The 21,933-nt window shown below is 62.2% G+C and carries 17 protein-coding genes; 11 read left to right on the top strand and 6 right to left on the bottom strand.

From position 1 onward, the window contains the following. Positions 1–62: 62 nt before the first annotated feature. Positions 63–1,529, bottom strand: a complete 1,467-nt coding sequence (locus IP85_RS11330) for a flagellar biosynthetic protein FliO (RefSeq protein WP_054149782.1) — start codon at positions 1,527–1,529, stop codon at positions 63–65. A gap of 254 nt (positions 1,530–1,783) precedes the next feature. Between IP85_RS11330 and IP85_RS11320 the strand changes: the two genes are divergently transcribed. Next, positions 1,784–4,405, top strand: a complete 2,622-nt coding sequence (locus IP85_RS11320) for a PAS domain-containing sensor histidine kinase (RefSeq protein WP_054149780.1) — start codon at positions 1,784–1,786, stop codon at positions 4,403–4,405. Between the two features lie 91 nt (positions 4,406–4,496). Here the strand turns inward: IP85_RS11320 and IP85_RS11315 are convergent, their stop codons facing one another. Both IP85_RS11315 and IP85_RS11310 read right to left on the bottom strand, forming a co-directional pair. Then, positions 4,497–5,423, bottom strand: coding sequence for a pseudouridine-5'-phosphate glycosidase (locus tag IP85_RS11315; protein WP_054149779.1), 927 nt, complete (start codon positions 5,421–5,423; stop codon positions 4,497–4,499). A gap of 29 nt (positions 5,424–5,452) precedes the next feature. Further along, on the bottom strand, positions 5,453–6,397 hold the full coding sequence (locus IP85_RS11310) for a carbohydrate kinase family protein (RefSeq protein ID WP_054149778.1): 945 nt from the start codon (positions 6,395–6,397) through the stop codon (positions 5,453–5,455). Between the two features lie 242 nt (positions 6,398–6,639). On the opposite strand from IP85_RS11310, the gene recA reads away from it, so the two are divergent. From recA to IP85_RS11295, 3 genes are all read left to right on the top strand, one after another. Further along, a complete protein-coding gene (gene recA, locus IP85_RS11305; protein ID WP_054149777.1) occupies positions 6,640–7,728 on the top strand; it encodes a recombinase RecA in 1,089 nt (362 codons plus the stop codon). Between the two features lie 152 nt (positions 7,729–7,880). After that, positions 7,881–10,538, top strand: coding sequence for an alanine--tRNA ligase (gene alaS, locus IP85_RS11300; protein WP_054149776.1), 2,658 nt, complete (start codon positions 7,881–7,883; stop codon positions 10,536–10,538). 137 nt (positions 10,539–10,675) lie between these two features. Then, positions 10,676–11,926 (top strand): GGDEF domain-containing protein, encoded by a 1,251-nt coding sequence (locus IP85_RS11295; protein WP_245280853.1) that lies wholly within the window; start codon positions 10,676–10,678, stop codon positions 11,924–11,926. Positions 11,927–11,931: 5 nt separating this feature from the next. Here the strand turns inward: IP85_RS11295 and IP85_RS11290 are convergent, their stop codons facing one another. Continuing rightward, positions 11,932–13,566 carry a SulP family inorganic anion transporter gene (locus tag IP85_RS11290; protein ID WP_054149775.1) on the bottom strand — a complete coding sequence of 545 codons (1,635 nt, stop codon included), beginning with the start codon at positions 13,564–13,566 and terminating at the stop codon, positions 11,932–11,934. Between the two features lie 206 nt (positions 13,567–13,772). Between IP85_RS11290 and IP85_RS11285 the strand changes: the two genes are divergently transcribed. Beyond that, positions 13,773–14,297: a hypothetical protein gene (locus IP85_RS11285; protein ID WP_054149774.1), complete on the top strand. Its 525-nt coding sequence runs from the start codon at positions 13,773–13,775 to the stop codon at positions 14,295–14,297. Positions 14,298–14,330: 33 nt separating this feature from the next. Here IP85_RS11285 and IP85_RS11280 read toward each other — a convergent pair whose 3' ends face one another. After that, positions 14,331–15,545: an NADP-dependent isocitrate dehydrogenase gene (locus tag IP85_RS11280; protein WP_054149773.1), complete on the bottom strand. Its 1,215-nt coding sequence runs from the start codon at positions 15,543–15,545 to the stop codon at positions 14,331–14,333. A 220-nt stretch (positions 15,546–15,765) separates the two neighbouring features. Here IP85_RS11280 and IP85_RS11275 point away from each other — a divergent pair, with 220 nt between their 5' ends. The 5 genes from IP85_RS11275 (at position 15,766) to IP85_RS11255 (ending at position 19,946) form a co-directional block, all read left to right on the top strand. Continuing rightward, the gene (locus IP85_RS11275) at positions 15,766–16,284 is read left to right on the top strand and encodes a hypothetical protein (RefSeq protein WP_054149772.1); all 519 of its coding nucleotides are present in this window, start codon (positions 15,766–15,768) and stop codon (positions 16,282–16,284) included. After that, positions 16,281–16,868, top strand: a complete 588-nt coding sequence (locus tag IP85_RS11270; protein ID WP_054149771.1) for a hypothetical protein — start codon at positions 16,281–16,283, stop codon at positions 16,866–16,868. The genes IP85_RS11275 and IP85_RS11270 overlap by 4 nt, the downstream gene beginning before the upstream one ends. A 67-nt stretch (positions 16,869–16,935) precedes the next feature. After that, the gene (locus IP85_RS11265; RefSeq protein WP_054149770.1) at positions 16,936–17,769 is read left to right on the top strand and encodes an RNA methyltransferase; all 834 of its coding nucleotides are present in this window, start codon (positions 16,936–16,938) and stop codon (positions 17,767–17,769) included. Continuing rightward, a complete protein-coding gene (gene murI / locus IP85_RS11260; protein WP_054149769.1) occupies positions 17,747–18,577 on the top strand; it encodes a glutamate racemase in 831 nt (276 codons plus the stop codon). Before IP85_RS11265 ends, murI begins: the two co-directional genes overlap by 23 nt. Positions 18,578–18,662: 85 nt before the next feature. Then, positions 18,663–19,946, top strand: a complete 1,284-nt coding sequence (locus IP85_RS11255; protein ID WP_082347657.1) for a hemolysin family protein — start codon at positions 18,663–18,665, stop codon at positions 19,944–19,946. Positions 19,947–20,190: 244 nt separating this feature from the next. On the opposite strand, the gene IP85_RS22185 is transcribed toward IP85_RS11255, so the two are convergent. Then, the gene (locus IP85_RS22185; protein ID WP_156322849.1) at positions 20,191–20,484 is read right to left on the bottom strand and encodes a hypothetical protein; all 294 of its coding nucleotides are present in this window, start codon (positions 20,482–20,484) and stop codon (positions 20,191–20,193) included. A 248-nt stretch (positions 20,485–20,732) separates the two neighbouring features. Here IP85_RS22185 and IP85_RS11245 point away from each other — a divergent pair, with 248 nt between their 5' ends. Then, complete coding sequence (locus tag IP85_RS11245) at positions 20,733–21,869, top strand: MFS transporter (protein WP_054149767.1); 1,137 nt, start codon at positions 20,733–20,735, stop codon at positions 21,867–21,869. Positions 21,870–21,933 lie beyond the last annotated feature (64 nt).

Below are 21,933 nucleotides of genomic sequence, written 5' to 3'. Positions count from 1 at the left end.
GCCCCGCCATTGGCGGGTCTTTTCGATTTTGCGGCATGCTTTGATGCCAGAGCCGTAACCCGTCACGGATTTCGGCTGGCCGACATCTCGCCGAAGATCCGGGCGATCTCGTTCTGCAGATTGGGTTCGGGACCCGGCTGTGCGACGTTGGGTGTTGCTGCCGTTGCGCGATTTGCTTCCGGCAAGATGGCGGCAATCGGCGGGCGTGGGCGGTCGGCGCGGGTTTCGGGCAGGATCTGCGGCGTTTGAGGCGCAGGCTGCGGCGCCGGGTCCGTGGCCAGATGCAGAGCCATCTCTTCTTCGAGGACGCGCTCGAAATCGCTCATGTCGCGCGCTTCGGGTTCGGCCGGTACGCTAGAAGCCTCGCTTTCGACCTGCGGTTCAAAACGTTCCGGTTCCACGAGACGGGACGTTGCGGGCGCTTGAGCGGGCACAAGAACCCGTTGGCGTGCCGCTTCCAGAAGATCTGCTGCGGCGGGCGCATCGATGACGGTGGGCGTTGCCGCTTGCTGTTCGACCTTGACGTCCTCGACCTTCGGGGCATCAAGCTCGTTCCTCATGATCGGCTCGACCGGCTCAACCCTGAAAGCTTCAATCGGAGGCGTGCCGCTCGTCTTGGCCTCCAAGGGGCTGTCAACCCTGTCGAGCAGAGGCTCATTGCGGCGCATAACGGGTTCGACGTGGGCCGGAGCGGTCGCGGCGGGTGCCGATGCCACCAGAACAGGCTCAAGGCTTGCTGTCGGCTGGGTTGCTGACGGCTCGACAGGCGGTTCAGGACGCGCGATCGGTTCCATTGCGGGCGACTGGACCCGAACGGGAGGCGCCATCTCCTGGCGTGTTGCGGTGGTCACGGCCGCAGCCGCTATGGGGGCCGCTGCAACAGCCGCAACTGCTGCCACCGGGGCTGCTGTCACCACGTTCTCGACGGCAGGTTCGGGGTCGCGCACAGGTGCCGCTTGCTGACGACGCTGCTCGACCACAGGCGTGGGCGCGGGCGCGGGCTGGGGATCGGCCGGCGGAGAAACGGTTGCGGGCCGGGGCGTTTCCGCGGCCACAGGGCGTCTGGCCGGCGCTTCTGCTGCGCCATTGGCCACAATGGCAGGCGATGCCACAGCGGGGGATGCGATGGCCGGTGCGGCCGGTTCGGTCGCGACGAGCGCCGGTTGAGCAGCGGGTTTGGGTAAATCCTGCTGCTCGGCCAAAGCCTGGGGCTGGATTGGTCTTGCGCTGAGATAGGGACGTTCGTCGCCGATACCGCTTTCGATCACGATGTCGGTCGGGCCACCGATCATCACGAGATGCTCGACATTGTCGCGGCGGACCAGCACGATCCTGCGGCGAGTGTCGACGGCTGCGGCATCAAGCACTTGCAGCCGGGGCTGGCGGTTGCGGCCGCCACGCACAAAAGGCGAGGGAGCCCGGTTGCGCAGAATCCAGAGCACGATGAACAGGCAGAGCAGAGCGAGGCTGACGCCGAGTGCCGCCACGAGAAAACGATTGCCATAGGCCGAGATCAGGTCATCCAGCATGTGCGTGCTCCTTTTGACTGGCTTTCTGGCAGAAGACGGCCCCTTCTGCAATCTTGCGTGCGACCGCGCCCCTGTCGCCGGGGGCGGAAGGTCGGGCAAGATCGGCCAGGATTGCGGCATTCCTGTGGGGGAGCGGCTGGGCGGAGCCGTATGGCCCTTTCTTTGCTTCTTGCAGCTACGGCATATTGATAAACAGGTGGGAGCGCCGATTCTCGCTAGGTCGGATCTTCCGTGCGCTTAGGCAAGAGGCATCAATGACACGAAAGCAGTATGATCGAGATGGAGACGGCCCGCTGGTCGATCGCCGTAATGGCGTCGGCATGGCGTTGCGCATCCTGCTGCTCGCCCTTGCCCTGATCGCGGCGTCCGCCGCCTTCATCTTTTTCCGCGACCAGCTCGACAATCAGGTTGTGCTTGGCGTTCTCGGCATCCTTGCGATGATGGGGATCTTCTTCATCGTGTCTGCGGTGATCGGTTTCATCGAGGTCATGCCGCAGTCGAACAACGACACGCTTGCGCGCCGTTTCCTCGCAAGCCAGCCGGATGGCACGCTGATTACCGACAGCGAAGGCCGCATTGTCTTCGCCAACGTGGCCTATGGCACGATGACCGGCGCGCGCAAGCCAACGGAGGTGCAGACGCTCGAAGCGCTGCTATCGCGTTACCGGGAATCGAGCGAGGCGCTCTACCGCCTGACCAATGGTCTTCGCGAGGGGCGCGACAGCTACGAGGAGTTCCGGCTGCTGAAGCCGCTCGGCAACCAGACGGTCAACGGCTCGGGTGCACACTGGTACCGGCTGAAGGCGCGGTTGTTGTCGGGTGAAGGACGTGGCAAGCCGCTGCATGTCTGGCAGATTTCGGACATCACCGCCGAACGTGACGATCAGGAGCGCTTCTTCAAGGAATTGCAGCACGCGATCGATTATCTCGACCATGCCCCCGCCGGTTTCTTCTCCGCCGGCCGCAAGGGCGAGATCTATTATCTCAACGCGACGCTCGCCGAATGGCTGGGTGTCGATCTCACCCAGTTCAATCCGGGCTCGATGACGATCTCGGATCTCGTGGCCGGGGAAGGCATGGCGCTGATCGATTCGGTGCAGGCCGAACCGGGCCAGGCTCGCACGGAAACCCTCGACCTCGATCTCAGGCGCGTGAACGGCCAGAGCCTGCCTGTGCGCCTCGTGCACCGCGTCCGCGCCGCCCGCGATGGTGCGCCAGGTGAAAGCCGGTCGATCGTGCTTGCGCGGAGCCAGAGCGAGAACGGCGACCAGTCCGATTCGGTCGCTTCGATGCGCTTCACCCGCTTCTTCAACAATACGCCGATGGCGATCGCCTCTGTCGACGGCGAGGGCCGGATCCTGAGGACCAACGCCCCGTTCATGAAACTCTTTGCCGATATCATCTCGCGGGACGAGATCGAACGGCACGGGCTGATCGAGGTGGTTCTGCACGAGAGCGAACGTGAAGGCTTCCGGGGCGCGCTCGCCGCCGCCATGGACCGACAGGTGGACATCTCGCCGATCGACAGCCGCCATCCGACAAATGACAGCAGGCATTTCCGCTTCTACGTGAACGCCGTGATCGACCAGAGCGACGAGGCGCCGGAAGAGGCGGCGATCGTCTATGCCGTCGACGTGACCGACCAGAAGGCGCTTGAGGCGCAGATGGCGCAGACGCAGAAGATGAATGCGGTTGGGACGCTTGCCGGTGGCATCGCGCATGACTTCAACAACGTGCTGACGGCCATTCTTTTGTCCTCCGACCACCTGCTTCTGCAGGCGCGGCCTTCGGATGCAAGCTTCGCCGACCTCATGGAGATCAAACGCAACGCCAACCGCGCTGCCGTTCTTGTGCGCCAGCTGCTTGCCTTCTCGCGCAAGCAGACAATGCGGCCGAGTGTCTTGAACCTCACCGATGTGATCGGCGACCTCAGAATGCTGGTCGATCGATTGATTTCGGGCACGAACGTCAAGCTCAAGGTCGAATACGGTCGCGATCTGTGGCCGGTGAAAACAGACCTGTCGCAGTTCGAGCAGGTTCTCATCAACCTCTGCGTCAATGCGCGCGATGCGATGCCCGATGGCGGTTCGATCACCGTTTCGACACACAACATAACTGCCGAGCAGGCCGAAGGTTTTGGCTATCGCGGTTTGCCGTCGGAAGACATGGTGCTGGTCGAGGTGGCCGATACCGGCACCGGTATTGCGCCCGAGATCATGGACAAGATCTTCGAGCCCTTCTTCACGACGAAGGAAGTCGGCAAGGGTACCGGCCTCGGGCTTGCGATGGTCTACGGCATCGTCAAGCAGTCCGGGGGCTACATCTATCCCGAGTCCGAGGTCGGCAAGGGGACGACTTTCCGCATCTTCCTGCCGCGCCACGTGCCCGAGGTTCAGCCGGTGGCCGAAGGCCAGGTCCTGGCCTCCGTCAGCGGTGACACGATCACGGTTGCGACGGCCAGTGCCAAGGCTGAGGCGCAGGATGCTCCTGATCTCACAGGCAAGTCGGCCGTCGTTCTTCTCGTCGAGGATGAGGAGGCCGTTCGGCGCGGCGGTAAGCGCATGCTTGAGACGCGCGGCTATACCGTGCATGAGGCCGGCTCCGGCGTCGAGGCGCTTGACATCATGGAAGAGCTCGACGGGGCGGTAGACATCGTCGTCTCCGACGTCGTCATGCCCGAGATGGACGGCCCCACCCTGCTCACCGAGCTGCGCAAGAAATATCCGGATCTGAAGTTCATCTTCGTGTCGGGTTATGCCGAGGACGCCTTTGCCCGCAATCTGCCGGCCGACGCCAAGTTCGGCTTCCTGCCGAAGCCCTTCTCGCTCAAGCAGCTGGCCGTCGCCGTGCGTGAAATGCTGGATGGCGAAGGCTGAGGGCGTTTGTAGAGTTATGGAGTGTGCTTGAAACAAAGAACCCGCCGGATCGCTCCGGCGGGTTCTTTTCTTGTCACGTGATGTGTGGCTGTCAGCCGTTCATGGCGACGGCGATCTCGGCTGCCAGGCGGGCATTGTTCTCGACCAGCGCAATATTGGTCTTCAGCGAGCGACCGCCGGTCAGGTGGAAGATGTTGTCGAGCAGGTATGGTGTCACCGCCTTGCCGGCGATCTCGTCGCGTTCGGCATTGGCAAGCGCCCGGCTGATGTAGATTTCCATCTCCTCGCGCGGGATCTCGTCGCCTTCCGGAACCGGATTGGCGATCAGCATGCCGCCATCGATGCCGAGTTGGTCGCGCATCTTCTGGAAATTGGCGATCGCGGCCGGGCTCTGCAGGTTGAGCAGGCTCTTCAGGCCCGAGCTGCGCGACCAGAAGGCGGGGAAGTCTTCGCTGTCATAGGTGACGACCGGAACGCCGCGCGTTTCCAGAACTTCCAAGGTCTTCGGAATGTCGAGGATCGCCTTCGGGCCGGCCGAAACGACGATCACTGCCGTGCGCGCCAGTTCTTCGAGGTCGGCGGAGATGTCGAAGCTTTCTTCGGCGCCACGGTGCACGCCGCCAATGCCGCCGGTTGCAAAGACATGGATACCGGCGCGGTAGGCGGCGATCATCGTTGCTGCAACGGTCGTCGCACCGTTGCGCCGCTCGGCGATCGCAAAGGCGAGATCGGCGCGCGAGAGCTTCATCACATGCTCCATCTGCGCCAGCGCCTCGAGCTCTGCCGGTTCCAGGCCGATATGCAGCACGCCCTTGATCACGGCGATGGTCGCGGGCACGGCGCCCTGCTGGCGCACGATGTCTTCGACGCTGCGGGCCATCTGCAGATTGCCCGGATAGGGCATGCCATGGGTGATGATCGTCGATTCAAGTGCGACGATCGGTGCACCGCGCTGCTTGGCGGCGCTGACTTCGCTCGAATAGGTGATGGGCAGAAGGGGCGATATGGAACGGGTCATGGGGGATCTTCCGTTAGAAATTTAGGGTCTCATGACAGGAAACGGGCCGGCGCGACAAGAGCCATCTGACGTGCAAGCTTTTCCGGGGAGAGATTTTCATCGGTCGCATTGGGACAGGCGAGCGTGATCGCGGCACTTGCCGTGCCATGGCGGAGCGCTTCGTCCAGTTTCGCGCCGGACAGGCGGGCATGCAGGAAACCGGCGGCGAAGGCATCGCCGGCCCCGGTGACGTCGGCGATCTGCTCGAGCGGCTTCGGCTCTATCACGGCGACGCTGCTCTCATCGAAGACGATGGTTAGGCCGCTGCCGCTTGTGACGCTGCCACCGCGCAAGCCGTTGGCGCGCAACAGGTCCGGCCAGTCCTCCGGCCGCTCGGGGCGCTGACCGGCAATCGCTTCAGCCTCAGCACCATTCATGAAAAGATGGGTGAGCAAGGGCAGGGCGCGCGCGAATTTCACCACCTTGGCAGGCGAAATCGCGATGGCCGACAGCCCCTTGCCGGCCGCATGGCAGGTCGCCGCCAGTACAGTCAATGTGTCTGCCGGCAGGTTGGCGTCGGCCAGAACATGATCTGCCTCGGTCAGGCTGTCGCGCAGCGACCGCGCCCGCATCCGCCGCGCTGAAAAGGCGTCATACAGTGCCATGTCGGCAAGGGCGATGACCAGATTGCCGTCGCGCTCAAGGATGGCCGTGTAGCTCGGGGTCGCGCGATCGAGGAACATCACGGGCTGGTCGTCGAGACCGGCGCGTTCGGCTGCATCCGCCACCATCTGGCCTGCCGCATCGCCGCCGCGTGGCGCAATCAGGCGGACCGAACGGCCCAAGCGGGAGAGATTGCAGGCCGCGTTGAACACGCCGCCGCCCACCTCCTCGAACCATTGGCCGGGATTGCTGGCGCCCGGCTTCGTCTCTGCAAAAATGCGGCCGCGTCGGTCGATATGGGCGCCGCCGATCGCCAGGATTTCGATCGTCATGGGCATGCCTCCAGCATCGTCGAAACACGAATCGAACCGCTACCCGGCCGCGTTGACTTAGCAGCTACGCCCGCCACGCGCGGACTCGTGCAGGCGCGCGGAACATCATTCGAACACGCTCTCGAAAACGATTGAGATTCAACCGCTTGGCTTGCTCTTGCAAAATGAGAACAAAAAGAGTACATATTCCCCATCGGCGGCTTCATTGCCTATGCGGCCTCAATAACCTAAAGGTGGATCAAATGGCACAGAATTCTTTGCGGCTTGTAGAGGACAAATCGGTGGATAAAAGCAAGGCATTGGAAGCGGCGCTCTCGCAGATCGAACGGTCGTTCGGCAAGGGCTCGATCATGAAACTCGGCGCGAACGAGAGCGTGGTCGAAGTCGAGACGGTCTCGACGGGGTCGCTCAGCCTCGATATCGCGCTCGGCATTGGCGGCCTGCCGAAGGGGCGCATCATTGAAATTTACGGGCCTGAAAGCTCGGGTAAGACGACGCTTGCGCTGCAGACTATCGCCGAAGCGCAGAAGAAGGGCGGCATCTGCGCCTTCGTCGATGCCGAACATGCGCTTGATCCTATCTATGCCCGCAAGCTCGGCGTCGATCTGCAGAACCTCCTGATTTCGCAGCCGGACACCGGCGAGCAGGCACTTGAAATCACCGATACGCTGGTGCGCTCAGGCGCGATCGACGTGCTCGTGGTCGACTCGGTCGCTGCGCTGACGCCGCGTGCGGAAATCGAAGGCGAAATGGGCGACAGCCTGCCGGGCATGCAGGCTCGCCTGATGAGCCAGGCGCTGCGCAAGCTGACGGCCTCGATCTCCAAGTCGAAGACGATGGTCATCTTCATCAACCAGATCCGCATGAAGATCGGCGTCATGTTCGGCTCGCCGGAAACGACGACCGGCGGTAACGCGCTGAAGTTCTACGCCTCCGTGCGTCTCGACATTCGCCGTATCGGTGCTGTCAAGGATCGCGAAGAGGTCGTCGGCAACCAGACCCGCGTGAAGGTCGTCAAGAACAAGATGGCGCCGCCCTTCAAGCAGGTCGAATTCGACATCATGTATGGCGAAGGCGTCTCCAAGACCGGTGAGCTCGTCGATCTCGGCGTCAAGGCCGGCATCGTCGAGAAATCTGGCGCCTGGTTCTCCTATAACAGCCAGCGTCTCGGCCAGGGGCGTGAGAACGCCAAGCTCTTCCTGCGCGACAATCCTGCGGTGTCCCAGGAAATCGAGATGGCGCTGCGGCAGAATGCCGGACTGATCGCGGAGAAATTCCTTCAGAACGGCGGGCCCGACGCCAACGACGGTGATGTTGCCGACGACGCGTAAACTGCCCTCCATTTTCGACTATCGTGTCGGCCGCGTTTCCTTCGAGACGCGGCCGGTTTTCGTTTCGGCTGCTGGACAGGGATGAAGCCGGGCGATAAAAGCCATTGATTTTGCAAATTGGCCGGCTTCCCGGCCTGAATGAAGGGCGTGACATGAGCGGTGTAAACGACATCCGGTCGACTTTTCTCGATTACTTCAAGACGAACGGTCACGAGGTCGTTTCCTCCAGCCCGCTGGTGCCGCGCAACGACCCGACGCTGATGTTCACCAATGCCGGCATGGTGCAGTTCAAGAACGTCTTCACGGGTCTTGAGCAGCGCCCCTACTCGACGGCTGCGACCGCGCAGAAATGTGTTCGCGCCGGCGGCAAGCACAACGACCTGGACAATGTCGGCTATACCGCGCGCCACCACACCTTCTTCGAAATGCTCGGCAATTTCTCCTTTGGCGACTATTTCAAGGAACGTGCCATCGAGCTTGCCTGGAACCTGATCACCAAGGAATTCGGCATTGACCGCAACCGTCTGCTGGTCACCGTCTACCATACGGATGATGAGGCCCATGGCCTCTGGAAGAAGATTGCCGGCCTCTCGGACGACAAGATCATCCGCATCCCGACCAGCGACAATTTCTGGGCGATGGGTGATACCGGCCCCTGCGGCCCCTGCTCGGAAATCTTCTACGATCATGGCGACCACATCTGGGGTGGCCCTCCGGGCTCGCCGGAAGAAGACGGCGACCGGTTCATCGAAATCTGGAACCTCGTCTTCATGCAGTATGAGCAGGTGACGAAGGAAGAGCGCATCGACCTGCCGCGGCCGTCGATCGACACCGGCATGGGTCTCGAGCGCGTTGCGGCACTCCTGCAGGGCAAACACGACAACTACGACATCGACCTGTTCCGCGCATTGATCGACGCCTCCGTTGATCTCACCGGTGTGAAGGCCGAAGGCGAGCGTCGCGCGAGCCACCGCGTCATCGCCGACCACTTGCGCTCGTCCGCCTTCCTGATCGCTGACGGCGTGCTTCCTTCAAATGAAGGTCGTGGCTACGTGCTTCGCCGCATCATGCGCCGTGCGATGCGTCACGCGCAGCTGCTCGGCGCGAAAGATCCGGTCATCTACAAGCTGCTGCCGGTCCTCGTGCAGCAGATGGGCCGCGCCTATCCGGAACTGGTGCGCGCCGAGGCGTTGATCTCCGAGACGCTCAAGCTGGAGGAAACCCGCTTCCGCAAGACCCTGGAGCGCGGCCTGACGCTGCTGTCCGATGCGACGGCTACCCTCGACAAGGGCGACAGCCTCGACGGCGAGACTGCCTTCAAGCTCTACGACACCTATGGCTTCCCGCTCGACCTGACCCAGGACGCGCTGCGCGGCCGCGGTATCGGCGTTGACCTCACCGGCTTCAACGATGCCATGCAGCGCCAGAAGGCCGAAGCCCGTGCCAGCTGGGCGGGCTCCGGTGACAAGGCCCAGGAGACCGTCTGGTTCGAGCTCAAGGAAAAGTTCGGCGCAACCGAATTCTTGGGTTACAGCTCGGAGACCGCCGAAGGCCAGGTCCTGGCCGTCGTCAAGGATGGCAAGGTCATCGAGCAGGCGAGCGCCGGTGACGAGGTGCAGATCGTCGTCAATCAGACGCCGTTCTACGGGGAGTCCGGTGGCCAGATGGGCGATACCGGCGAGATCGTCGGCGAAGGCTTTTCGCTTGCCGTCAGCGACACGCAGAAGAAGGGCGAGGGCGTCTTCGTGCATGTCGCGACCGTCCAGAACGGCGTGGTCAAGGCCGGCGGCGCGGTCCAGCTGAACGTCGATCATGCCCGTCGCTCGCGGTTGCGCTCGAACCATTCCGCTACCCACCTTCTGCATGAGGCACTGCGCGAAGTGCTCGGCACGCATGTCGCCCAGAAGGGTTCGCTCGTTGCACCCGAGCGCCTGCGTTTCGACATCTCGCATCCGAAGCCGATCTCGGCCGACGAGCTGAAGGTGGTCGAGGAGATGGCAAACGAGATCATCATCCAGAATGCACCGGTCACCACCCGCCTGATGGCGGTTGACGATGCGATTGCCGAGGGCGCCATGGCGCTGTTCGGTGAAAAGTATGGCGACGAGGTTCGCGTCGTATCGATGGGAACGGCGCTGCGTGGCGAGAAGGCCGGCAAGTCCTACTCAACCGAACTTTGCGGCGGCACGCATGTGTCGGCGACCGGCGATATCGGGCTGGTTCGTCTGGTCGGCGAAAGCGCCGTGGGTGCCGGTGTGCGCCGCATCGAAGCGCTGACGGGTGAGGCGGCGCGCGCCTATCTCGCCGAGCAGGACGAGCGAGTTAAGACGCTCGCTTCGACGCTCAAGGTTCAGCCGACTGACGTCGTCGCCCGTGTCGAGGCCCTCGTCGACGAGCGCCGCAAGCTCGAGAAGGAGCTTGCGGATGCCAAGCGCAAGCTCGCCATGGGTGGCGGCGCATCGGGCGGTGCCGAGGCACCGAAGCAGGTGAACGGCATCAATTTCATCGGCCGCATCCTGGCTGGCATCGACGCCAAGGATCTAAAGGGCATGGCTGATGAGGCGAAGGCCGATCTCGCGACCGCTGTCGTCGTCCTGATCGCAGTTGCCGAAGATGGCAAGGCGAGCGCCGTGGTCTCCGTCACGCCTGACCTGACCGACCGTTTCAGCGCCGTCGATCTGGTGCGCGTGGCCTCTGCCGCGCTCGGCGGCAAGGGCGGCGGCGGACGTCCCGATATGGCCCAGGCCGGTGGTCCGGATGGTTCGGAGGCCGAGGCAGCGATTGCTGCAGTGGAGGCAGCACTTGCCTGATCTGATTGCATTTACGGGATGATCGAGGCCGGGCTTTGCCCGGCCTTTTTCGTTTGAGATTATCGGGATTTACCAATTACTTTTCAATTTCCTTCAGCCTTGCGTGCTAAGCCAAAGTCCTCTTTGAGGTTCGCGACTTGGCCCAAGTTTTCCACATTCCGACGCTTACCGTTTGCCTGGCGGGAACGCTGATCATGGTGTCGGGCTTTCTGACCCTGCTCTGGACCCATGAGCGGGACAACCGAGCCCTGGGTTTCTGGGCGCTGGGTTTCTCGGCCGGTGCGCTCGGCATGATTCTGGTCAGCCTTCGCGACCTGGCCCCGCCGTTCATCGCGCTTGGTCTCGGCAATGGGCTTGGGATTTTCAGTCTTGGCCTGATCTGGCTCGGCTGCCTTGCCTTCGAGGGCGAAACCAGAAAGGGAGCTGGTTTGGTTGCGGCGGCGGGCGGTATCGTCTGGCTGTCGCTTTTTGCCGTGCCGACATTTGTCGCAGACTTGGGCGTCCGCATTTTCGTCGCCTCCGTCCTCTATTCGGGCTATTCGTTCCTGATCATGCCGGTCCTGTTTCGGGGGCAGCGTCGCGAACCTCTTCCCGCTCGCATGCTCGCGCTCATCGCCTTTGGAACGCATGGGGCCGCCTATCTCATCCGTATCCCGATGCAGTTCGTCGAGCCGGTGCAGCTCGTCGCCGGGCATGCGCCATTCTGGTATGGCGCCATGACATTTGGCTTCTTCCTCCAGGGGCTGGTTGCCGCATTGGCTATCTTTGCCATGGTGCATGAACGGGCCACACGCCGATACAAGATCGCCTCCGAAACCGATGCTCTGACCCTCTTGCGCAACAGACGGGCGTTTATCGACGCCATCACCCGGGCGCGTGCCGATATGGGCGGTTCAGCGCCAGGTGCGGTGCTCGCAGTTGTTGATGCGGATCATTTCAAGCAGGTCAACGATACTTACGGCCACGCCGCAGGCGATACGGTTCTGATGCAACTCGGCCGCCTCTTAACACGTGAGGTTCCCGAGGCTGGCATCGTCGGGCGTCTGGGTGGCGAAGAATTCGGTGTCTATCTGCCGGCCAGTGTCGTGCTGCGTCAGCCGGATCTCTTGGATGTTCTGCGTATCCATGTCAGCAGCATGATCGCCCACCATGAGGTTCTGCTACCGACGATAACCGTCAGCATCGGTGCGGCGTCGCTGCCCTCCGGGCCGCTCGATTTTCCCCGTGCCCTGGCGCTTGCCGACAAGGCGCTCTACGTTTCGAAGAAGGCGGGGCGCAACCGGGTGACCTGGGGCGGCTTGGACTGTCCTGCGGAGAGCCAGCACGATTCCCAGGCGACGGAAACTTCCCCCGAAGCGGCTTCCGCCGAATCAAGGTCTGCAGCCTGATCGGTTCAGTCGTGACCTTGCGCCGGGCCATTGGCGAGGGTTTCGCGTGCTTCTGCGAGTGTTTTCACGAAGTGGACGCCCGTTTCCGGGATTTCCTGATGATGCAGCATCGTCTTCAACTCGCTGCGTTCCGTGACAACATAAACCTCGACGCCGTGGCGGATGGCCTTGCGGATCACGCTCGCCAGTAGATTGACACCTGAGGTGTCGACGAAGCGGATCCCGGTGCAGTCGAGGACAAGGTTGCGATGGTCGTCGCCGATGCGATCGAGCACGGCGCCGGCCGCTGCCACTGCGCCAAAGAAGAAGGCGCCGTCCAGGCGATAGGTGACCGTCGCCGTGTCCGTTGCGTCCAGCGGTTTTTCCGGCCCTTCGGCGGTCACGCGAATGTTCTTCGACATGTGGTGGATGAACTGCAGCGCGGCCAGCGAAAAGCCGACCACGATGCCTTCGGTCAGGTCGCGGAAGACGACGAGCAGGAAGGTGACGGCGAGGATGAGTGCTTCGCCGCGCGAGGAGCGCACGAGGGCCGCAATCGCCGATTTCTCCACCATGTTCCAGGATACGACGGCGAGCACGCCCGCGAGTGCTGCCAGCGGGATATAGGCGGCAAGCGGGGCGGCGATCAGCATGAAGGCAAGCAGGAAGGCTGCATGCAACATGCCGGAGACGGGGCTCGTGGCGCCGGCCCGCACATTGGTTGCGGTGCGCGCGATCGTGCCAGTTACGCAGATGCCGCCGAAGAGCGCCGAGCCAATATTGGCAACGCCCTGCGCCAGCAATTCCGTGTTCGATCGATGGCGCCGTCCGGTCATGCCGTCTGCAACGACTGCGGAAAGGAGCGACTCGATCGCGCCGAGAAGCGCAAAGGCGATGGCATCGGGGAGAACGGCGATCGCCAGTTCGGGCGTGATGGTCGGTAGGGAAGGCAGAGGCAGGCCGGACGGAATGCCACCGAACTTCGAGCCGATCGTGGCGACCGGCAACTGCAGCAGTGCAGCGGCGAGCGAGGCGACGACGACCGCAATCAATAGGCCCGGCCATGTTGGCCGGACCCGGCGCAGGACAAGGATGATGGCAATGGTGAGAGCCGCGATTGCTGCGGCTGAGGGGGAGAAGGCCGGAAGGGCGGCGACAATCGCTTCGAGTTTGTCGGCCAGAGGGCCGGGTTCGCCACCGGGGAATGTCAGGCCCAGCAGTTCGCCGATCTGGCTTGCGAAGATGATCACGGCAATGCCGGCCGTAAAGCCGACGGTCACCGGATAGGGGATGAACTTGATGTAGTCGCCGAGCCTCAGCAGGCCGCAGGCGATCAGCATCAGTCCGGCCATGGCGGTTGCGAGCAGCAGGCCGTCGATTCCGTGGGTGGCAACAGTTGTGCTGACCAGAACGATAAAGGCACCGGCCGGTCCGCCGATCTGGTGGCGGCTGCCGCCCAGAAGCGAGACGAGGAAACCACCGATGATCGCAGTATAAAGCCCACGGTCCGGCGTCACGCCGGAGGCGATCGCAATGGCCATGGAAAGCGGCAGGGCCACGATGGCAACGGTCAATCCTGCCAGCGCATCCGCCTTGAGGCGGCCAAGGCCGTAGCCTTCGCGAAATACGCTGATGGTTTTGGGCAGGATGACGTCAGTCATGGTGGTCGCGCTTGCCGGATGGGGGCGTGGCCGGCCCCTCCCGCCACACCTGTCATTCTATTGGACGCTGAGTCCCGACTTTTGACAACATGGCCAAAGGGATAGTGTCGGTGCGCTGCGCTAGCGGCTCCCAGCGAACGCTGACCGACAGCTGCTGCCAAACCGGTTCTGTTCGCCGTCGCGAATCTTGCCTATGGTGATCGTTGATGAAGACCGAGACAACATATCCCACCCTGATCGTCTATCCGCGCCGGGGCTTTGCCGTCCTCTGGGCGGCGACATCCGCAATCGTCATGTCCGTGGCCTTCGGCGGATTGCTGGCCAGCCTGCTCGGGAGCGGCTGGGCCAGTCCCATGGTGCTGGTCTATCTCGCGCTCGTGGCGCTTTCACTCTTCGGTCTTCGAAGGGGCTGGCAAGGGATGGCAGGGTCGATGCGGCCCCTTGTCGAGCTCAATAACGAAGAGCTGATCGACTATCGCACCGATCGGCGGATCGCCTGGGCATCCATGGTCGAACTGGCGCAGCGGCGCGTCGAAGGGCGCTGGGTGATCGATATCGACCATCTTGACGAGGATGAACCCGAGCGGCTGGAGACCTATGCGCTCCCGCTTTCGGGCTATCACATGACCGGCCGCAGGCTCGGTGCGGAAATCCGCAAGCGCTTCGACGAGGTCGATCAGGGCGAGGATCTTGCTGATCCAGAATTGGAAAACCCGGCCACGTTGCCGTGACCGGGTTCCGAATGTTCAAACCTTGGCTGCCGATCAGGCGGCCATGGCCTTCTTCAGGTTCTCGTCAACCTTGTCGAGGAAGGCTGTCGTGGAGAGCCACGGCTGGTCCGGACCGATGAGCAGGGCCAGGTCCTTGGTCATGAAGCCAGCCTCAACCGTGTCGATGCAGACCTTTTCCAGCGTCGTGGCGAAGTTGGCCAGCTCGGTGTTGTCGTCCAGCTTGGCGCGGTGGGCGAGGCCACGCGTCCAGGCGAAGATCGAGGCGATCGAGTTGGTCGAGGTTTCCTGACCCTTCTGGTGCTGGCGGTAGTGGCGGGTAACCGTACCGTGCGCAGCTTCGGCTTCGACCGTGCGGCCATCGGGTGACAGCAGAACCGAGGTCATCAGGCCGAGCGAGCCGAAGCCCTGCGCAACCGTATCCGACTGCACGTCACCGTCGTAGTTCTTGCAGGCCCAGACGTAACCGCCAGACCACTTCAGAGCCGAGGCGACCATGTCGTCGATCAGGCGGTGTTCGTAAACGATGCCGATTTCCTCGAACTTCGCCTTGAACTCGGCCTGGTAGACTTCTTCGAAGATGTCCTTGAAGCGACCATCATAGGCCTTGAGGATCGTGTTCTTGGTCGACAGGTAGACCGGCCACTTGCGCATCAGGCCGTACATCATCGAGGCGCGAGCGAATTCGCGGATCGATTCGTCGAGGTTGTACATCGCCATGGCAACGCCGGCGCCCGGTGCGTTGTAGACTTCCTTCTCGATCACTTCGCCGTCTTCACCGACGAACTTGATGGTCAGCTTGCCCTTGCCGGGGAACTTGAAGTCGGTCGCCTTGTACTGGTCGCCGAAGGCGTGACGGCCGACGACGATCGGCTTGGTCCAGCCGGGAACGAGGCGAGGCACGTTCTTGCAGATGATCGGCTCGCGGAAAATGACGCCGCCCAGGATGTTGCGGATGGTGCCGTTCGGGCTCTTCCACATTTCCTTGAGGTTGAATTCCTTGACGCGCTGCTCATCCGGGGTGATCGTTGCGCACTTGATGCCGACGCCGTGCTTCTTGATGGCGTGGGCGGCGTCGATGGTCACCTGGTCGTTGGTGGCGTCGCGGTTCTCGACGGACAGGTCGTAGTATTCAATGTCGAGATCCAGGTAGGGCAGGATCAGCTTGTCCTTGATGAACTGCCAGATGATGCGGGTCATCTCATCGCCGTCGAGATCGACGACCGGGTTGGCTACCTTGATCTTGGTCATGAATATCCTCACGAGTTTTTGCCTGACGCGCAGGCGCGGGGAGGGCGCTCTGCCGATGGCCTGCCTATAACATTCTCTCGTTACAAGGCAAACAGCAGAGGCCGCCTTCGGGGAAAATCTCGTTCAGACTTTTGGCGTGCGTTTTCGTCCCAAACTTGGTCCTTATGGCGCGCACGCTTTCAGTTAGAACGGCGGCAGAGAGAGCCTCGGGAGAGTTTTCATGAAGAGCACCTGGATCGTATTGCTGCTGATGCTGTCGTCGGGCACTGCCATGGCAGCGGATGTCACGACGCCTGTTCGCGAAGTGGTGGAGGCGACCGCCCGGAATTGGGCCGAGGGCACCACTGGCCAGGAAGAGGACGTCTTTTCGAAGGACCGGCTGTCTCGCGTGTTCAGCGAGGACTTCGCATCGGCCTTCGAGGCGGCTTCGAAGAATCCTCCCTATGACATTCCCGAAGGAGAGACTACGGGCTTCCCCTTCGACTATGACCCGATCGCGCAGGGACAGGATGGATGTCCCTTCGAAGACATCAGGATCGAGGACGACGGCGACGGGCAGGTAACCGCCCTGTTCGACAACCGCTCCTGTTTTGGTGGCGGCGATGCTCCGGATACCGTCTTGATCTTTCACGTTGTCGAGGAGGGCGGTCGCCCTGTCATCGACGACATCTATCCCGTCGAGAACGGGCAGTCCGGCAGTTCGATCAAGCAGGACCTGAAGCGGCAGGGTGGCCTGTGAACCGCCTCCGCTCCGTCGGCCTCACCGCCGTTGCCGCAATGGTGGGCTTAATTCCGGCAAAGACGGTCCTGGCAGCCGATCCGCTCGAACCGGTGCGGATCGTGATGAGCATCGCCGGATGGAAAGACAAGGATGCGCCCAAGGTGGAGGCGTCCGGCTATTTCGATGATCGCCTGCTCGCCACGATCTACAGCGCAAGCTTTGTCGACGTCTATCTTCTCGCCGAGAAGACGGACGCGTTGCAGGATGGCAGCGGCTACATGCTCGGCTATGACGTGGTCATTGGCGGCCAGGACAGTTGCGAATTGAAGGATGTCCGCATCGAGGCCCGGGCGGAGCGGGATGGGGTTACCCCCGTCGACGTCTATTTCGATGCCGTCTCCTGCTTCGGCCATGCGCCTGATCCCTCTCGGCCACAGACGGTTTTCCATGTCGTCGAGGAAGACGGTCGCTACGTGATCGACAACCTGTGGAGCGATAGCGACCGCGAGGGTGCGCTCGAAAGCTCGGTCAAGGCGGAATTCGCTGCCATGACCAAGGCCTATCTCGATTTCCGGCTGACGGGATCTTGGCCCAAAGAGTAGGCCCTCCTCTTTGCCTGCGGGGCATTTTGTGCCAAGGGGGGCGCAAAATATCTTTGAGGGAAACGTAATGGCAGGGACGAACAGCGAGCGCGTTCTGCTGGCCGAGGGGCCGGCAATCATTCTGGTGGAGCCGCAACTCGGCGAAAACATCGGCATGGTGGCGCGCGCCATGGCCAATTTTGGCCTGGTTGAGCTGCGTCTCGTCAATCCGCGTGACGGTTGGCCGTCCGATAAGGCCCGTGCTGCTGCCTCCAAGGCCGATCATGTCATCGATGGCACTGTCGTCTATGACACGCTTGAGGAGGCTATCGCAGACCTCAACTTCGTCTACGCGACGACTGCGCGCTACCGCGACGGCTTCAAGCCTGTCCGCTCACCGGTAACGGCGGCGGAGACGCTCCGAGCCAAGTTCCGCACCGGTGAAAAGACCGGCATCCTCTTCGGCCGGGAAAAGTCCGGCCTGTCTAACGAGGAAGTGGCGCTTGCCGACGAGATCGTCACCTTTCCCGTCAATCCTGCCTTCGCCTCGCTGAACATCGCCCAGGCCGTTCTGCTCATGTCCTACGAGTGGATGAAATCCGGCATGGAGGATGTGCATGGGGTGCCCTTTGACGCGCCGGAACAGCCGCCAGCGACCAAGGAGCAGGTCATCGGCCTGTTCGAACATCTGGAAGAAGCGCTCGATGCGCGCAACTACTTCCATCCGGTCCACAAAAAGGCCAGGATGATCGAGAACCTGCGAGCCGTGTTCAGCAGACGTGCTTTCACCGGTCCGGAGATCCATGTGGTCCGCGGTGTCATCAGTTCGCTCGACCGTTTTGCACGACCGGGCCAGAGGCCGCCTGCGGGAAAGAGCGAGAGCGAGGCTGAGGCTCAGCATGACGACAACCGGGACGCCTGATCTCAAGCCGATCCTGGTCTTCGATTCCGGGATTGGCGGTCTCACCGTCTTGCGCGAAGCGCGGCTGCTGATGCCGGAACGTGGCTTCATCTATGTCGCCGACGATGCCGGCTTTCCCTATGGTGGCTGGGAGGAAGAGCCACTCAAGGCTCGTATTGCCCTGCTGTTCGAAGAGCTTTTCGACCGCTACGATCCAGACGCCGTAATTGTCGCCTGCAATACGGCCTTCACGCTTGCCGGCGCCGATCTCAGGCATCGCTTCCCTGACATGCGCTTCATCGGTACGGTGCCGGCGATCAAGCCTGCTGCGGAACGCACGCGATCCGGGCTTGTCTCGGTTCTGGCGACGCCGGGCACTGTCAAGCGGGCCTATACCCGCGATCTGATTCAGTCTTTTGCCTCACAATGCCATGTGCGCCTCGTCGGCTCCGAAAACCTCGCCCGCATGGCGGAAGCTTATATCCGTGGCGAAACCCTCGATGATGCGGATGTTCTGGCAGAAATCGCGCCGTGTTTCGTCGACAAGGAAGGCTTGCGGACAGACATCGTGGTGCTCGCCTGCACCCATTATCCCTTCCTCGCCAATGTCTTTCGCAGGCTTGCGCCCTGGCCGGTGGACTGGCTCGATCCGGCGGAAGCGATCGCGCGTCAGGCGCGGCGGCTTGTCCCGCTCGTCGACGGGGCCGAGCATCCCGATAATTTCGATTTTGCGGTCTTTACGTCCGGTAGCCAGGATTTCGCCACCAGACGCCTGATGCAGGGCATGGGATTGGCCGTGAAGCCGCTCGACACGCCATTTTTCCGCTGATCTCCCTTTGGGACCTGAGGTGCGCCGTGTTACCTATGAGGCGTTGCCGGACGCTCAGCCGGTGTAGAGGAGCTTAGCCCCTTAGTTGTTTACCGAAATTGCGATTGTTCTCTTTCTGACCGTGCTCAACGGCGTTCTCGCCATGTCGGAGCTTGCGGTCGTTTCTGCCCGTCCTGCGCGCCTCAAGGTGCTTGCGGAACAGGGCAGCCGGGGAGCCGAAACGGCGCTCAAGCTTCAGAGTGACCCCGGTCGTTTTCTGTCCACCGTGCAGATCGGCATCACGCTCGTCGGCGTCCTGTCCGGCGCTTTCTCGGGCGCCACGCTCGGTGCGCGGCTTTCCAGCTGGCTGCAGTTGCAGGGGTTTTCAATTGTCGTCTCCGACGCGCTCGGCGTCGGTACGGTGGTCGTTCTCATCACCTATCTGTCGCTGATCGTCGGCGAACTGGTCCCGAAACAGGTCGCACTGCGCAACGCCGAAGGTGTTGCTGCACGTGTCGCCATCGCGATGTCGGTCCTCTCGAGGGTTGCTGCGCCGCTCGTCTGGCTGCTGGACGGGTCGGGCAAGCTTGTGCTTGCCCTTCTCGGACAGAGTGGTGCTGGAGGTGGCAAGGTGACGGATGAGGAAATCCGTACAGTGTTGGCCGAGGCCCACAGCGCCGGTGTCATCGAAACCAGTGAATCCGCCATGCTCTCTGGCGTCATGCGGCTCGCCGATCGGCAGGCACGTGGCCTGATGACGCCGCGTCGCGACGTGCAGATCCTCGATATCGGGGACACGGTGGAGGAAGTCCGCCTGAAACTGCGCGAGATCCCCCATTCGCGCATCCCGGTGCGCAGTGGCGATTCCGACGAGATTGTCGGCGTGCTCTTCACCAGGAAACTTTACGAGCAGATAGCCGAAGGCGGCGCGCTCAATCTTCCAGACCTCATCAGCGAAGTGCCCGTGGTCTCTGATCTGGCAAAGGCGTCCGACATCATCGAATCCCTGCGCCGTACCGCTCTGCATATGGTCCTCGTCTATGACGAATACGGCCATTTCGAAGGCATCATCACCTCTGGCGACATTCTCGAAGCCATTACCGGTGCCTTCAGTCAGGACGAGACGGAAGAGCAGGCGATGGTGCAGCGCGAGGACGGCTCCTATCTGGTGGCCGGCTGGACCCCCGTCGACGAGTTCATCGACATCATCCGTGTGCCGATCGATCCGGATCCGGACTACACGACCGTTGCCGGCTTCGTACTGGACGAATTGAAGCGGATCCCCGAACTCGGCGAGAGTTTCGTCAAGGGCGACTGGCGTTTCGAGGTGATTGACCTCGATGGCCGCCGGATCGACAAGCTCCTCGTTTCCCGCGCCGTCGAGGTTTAAAGTCGACGGACGCCCTGCGACAATTTGTTGCATAAGTGCAACGGCTCGCCGCAAGTTCTGCAATCTCGAATTGCGCGCTTGCGGCGCGCTTTTTGGCGTGGCATGTTCCCAGCATCCGCAACACAAACAACAGGAGGCGACAGATGACTCAATTTTTCATGCGTATGCGCCTCTCTGGCGGATCGGTGTCACCGGCTTTCGTGGGATTTTCTGCGACCTGCCGCTACACCCGATGACTGTCTGATCAGTCATTTTCCCTGCCTTTTTCGGCGTTTTTCCACCATCTGACGTGACTTGCCGCCTGCGCGTGTGAATGCGTTCGCGTGCCTGCATCACGTCGCTTTTCATCATCGAAAGGACCTGGGCGCATCCGCGTTTCCGGGACGGACAAGTCATGCACAAAAATCAATCCATAGTTGAATTGCCGCTGGCCGAGCGGATGGGCGAACTTCTTGAGCGTTTCGGCTCCTGGCGGCTGTTGGCCGCTCTGGTCGGGGCGAGCTGGAGGCGGCGGCAGATCCGCAATCTGGCGTCTCATCTGTCGCCCCAGCTGCGGCGCGACATCGGGCTCCCGGAAGAGGACGAGGCGTGGAGGAGACCGAGAAGCCTCGTCCTCTGGGATTTCCGTGTCTGAGGCAAGGAAGAACGGTTCAGGCGACTGAGCCGTTATTCCTTTTTTGCCGGCAAGAAGACCAGTCGACGCAGTGGTCTTCTTTCCAAACCGGTGCCGCTCGCTGACAGTTGGGATCCACGTGATTCCCTGCCATACCTCCCTCCGGTTCGTTGATGTCCCCCAAACTCACCATCATGGTAGCCTTCTTCTTGCAGCCGATTGCCTTTGGCAGCTGGCTGCCGCAGATCCCCGGCGTTCAGGAGCGGCTGTCGCTCGGCCCTGCCGAACTCGCCATGGCATTGCTCGGACTGCCTACGGGCATACTGCTGATGCTGCCCTTTGCCGGGCAATTGGTTGGGCGTGTTGGTAGCCGCAACACGCTGATCTTCGGGTTTCCGGTGTTTCTGGCGCTCGTGCCGCTGCCTGTGGCTGCCCCCGGTCTCGCCTCGCTGTTCTTCCTGCTCGTGCTTCTCGGGATCGGCCTTTCGACGATCGAACTCGGGCTCAATGTCGAGGCGGATGTGATCGAAAAGCGAGGCACGGCATCGATCATGAACCGTTGCCACGGTTTCTGGAGCCTCGGCATCATGATGGGTAGCCTCGTCGGTGCCGGTTTCCTTGCGTTTCAGACATCGCCCTTCGTGGCGATCGGTCTGCTGTCGCTCGTGCTGGTCCCGATTTCAGTGATGGTTTGTCGCGCACTGCCAGTCCACGAGGCTCCCGTGACCGAAGCGCAGCCTCGCTCGTCGTGGCGGCGCCCAAGCCCCGGTATTCTCGGCATCAGTCTCTTCGTCTTTGGCATCACGATGACGGAAGGAGCGGTGGCCGACTGGTCGGCGGTCTATCTCAAGGATGTGTTCGCGACGTCCGGCATGGCAACCGGCATGGGTTACGTCGTCTTCGCCCTGATGGTCTCGGTCGGGCGATTTGTCGGTGATGGTGCAAAGGAGCGGTTCGGTTCGGTCATGCTTGCGCGGGTCTGCCTCGTATTCGCGCTTTCCGGCATGGTGCTGGTCGTCATGGCGCCGGTCACGCCGCTGGTATATCTGGGGCTCGCCTGCGTCGGGCTCGGCGTCTCAGTCGGGTTCCCGCTCGCGGTCACGGCGGCCGCCGATCTCGGCGACCGTCCGGCGGCCGAGAATGTTGCGATCTTGAGCTTCATTGCGCTTCTCGGCTTCCTGGTTGGGCCGCCGATGATCGGTTTCGTCGCCGAGGTGCTCGATCTGCGTAGCGGGCTTGCCACGTTGCTGCCGGCACTGCTACTCAGCATTCTGCTTGCCGGACTGTTGCGTCCGCGCCGGGGCGCCTGAGAACGCGCAGTTCCCTGTGGGTTTCGCGGATGCGCCCCACACGCAAGCGTCCAAGTCTGTTAGG

This window comes from Rhizobium sp. AAP116, assembly GCF_001295785.1.
Lineage (GTDB): Bacteria > Pseudomonadota > Alphaproteobacteria > Rhizobiales > Rhizobiaceae > Allorhizobium.
Note: the sequence above shows the minus strand (reverse complement) of the source record. Positions and strands in the feature narration are given on the sequence as shown.

Excerpts from the sequence above, each read along its gene's own strand:
- recA (WP_054149777.1), top strand. The coding sequence starts at position 6,640 with ATGGCACAGAATTCTTTGCGGCTTGTAGAGGACAAATCGGTGGATAAA.
- IP85_RS11285 (WP_054149774.1), top strand. The coding sequence starts at position 13,773 with ATGAAGACCGAGACAACATATCCCACCCTGATCGTCTATCCGCGCCGG.
- murI (WP_054149769.1), top strand. The coding sequence starts at position 17,747 with ATGACGACAACCGGGACGCCTGATCTCAAGCCGATCCTGGTCTTCGAT.
- IP85_RS11315 (WP_054149779.1), bottom strand. The coding sequence starts at position 5,423 with ATGACCCGTTCCATATCGCCCCTTCTGCCCATCACCTATTCGAGCGAA.
- IP85_RS11290 (WP_054149775.1), bottom strand. The coding sequence starts at position 13,566 with ATGACTGACGTCATCCTGCCCAAAACCATCAGCGTATTTCGCGAAGGC.
- alaS (WP_054149776.1), top strand. The coding sequence starts at position 7,881 with ATGAGCGGTGTAAACGACATCCGGTCGACTTTTCTCGATTACTTCAAG.
- IP85_RS11330 (WP_054149782.1), bottom strand. The coding sequence starts at position 1,529 with ATGCTGGATGACCTGATCTCGGCCTATGGCAATCGTTTTCTCGTGGCG.
- IP85_RS11320 (WP_054149780.1), top strand. The coding sequence starts at position 1,784 with ATGACACGAAAGCAGTATGATCGAGATGGAGACGGCCCGCTGGTCGAT.
- IP85_RS11275 (WP_054149772.1), top strand. The coding sequence starts at position 15,766 with ATGAAGAGCACCTGGATCGTATTGCTGCTGATGCTGTCGTCGGGCACT.
- IP85_RS11265 (WP_054149770.1), top strand. The coding sequence starts at position 16,936 with ATGGCAGGGACGAACAGCGAGCGCGTTCTGCTGGCCGAGGGGCCGGCA.
- IP85_RS11280 (WP_054149773.1), bottom strand. The coding sequence starts at position 15,545 with ATGACCAAGATCAAGGTAGCCAACCCGGTCGTCGATCTCGACGGCGAT.
- IP85_RS11245 (WP_054149767.1), top strand. The coding sequence starts at position 20,733 with ATGTCCCCCAAACTCACCATCATGGTAGCCTTCTTCTTGCAGCCGATT.
- IP85_RS22185 (WP_156322849.1), bottom strand. The coding sequence starts at position 20,484 with ATGAGACGCCAGATTGCGGATCTGCCGCCGCCTCCAGCTCGCCCCGAC.
- IP85_RS11310 (WP_054149778.1), bottom strand. The coding sequence starts at position 6,397 with ATGACGATCGAAATCCTGGCGATCGGCGGCGCCCATATCGACCGACGC.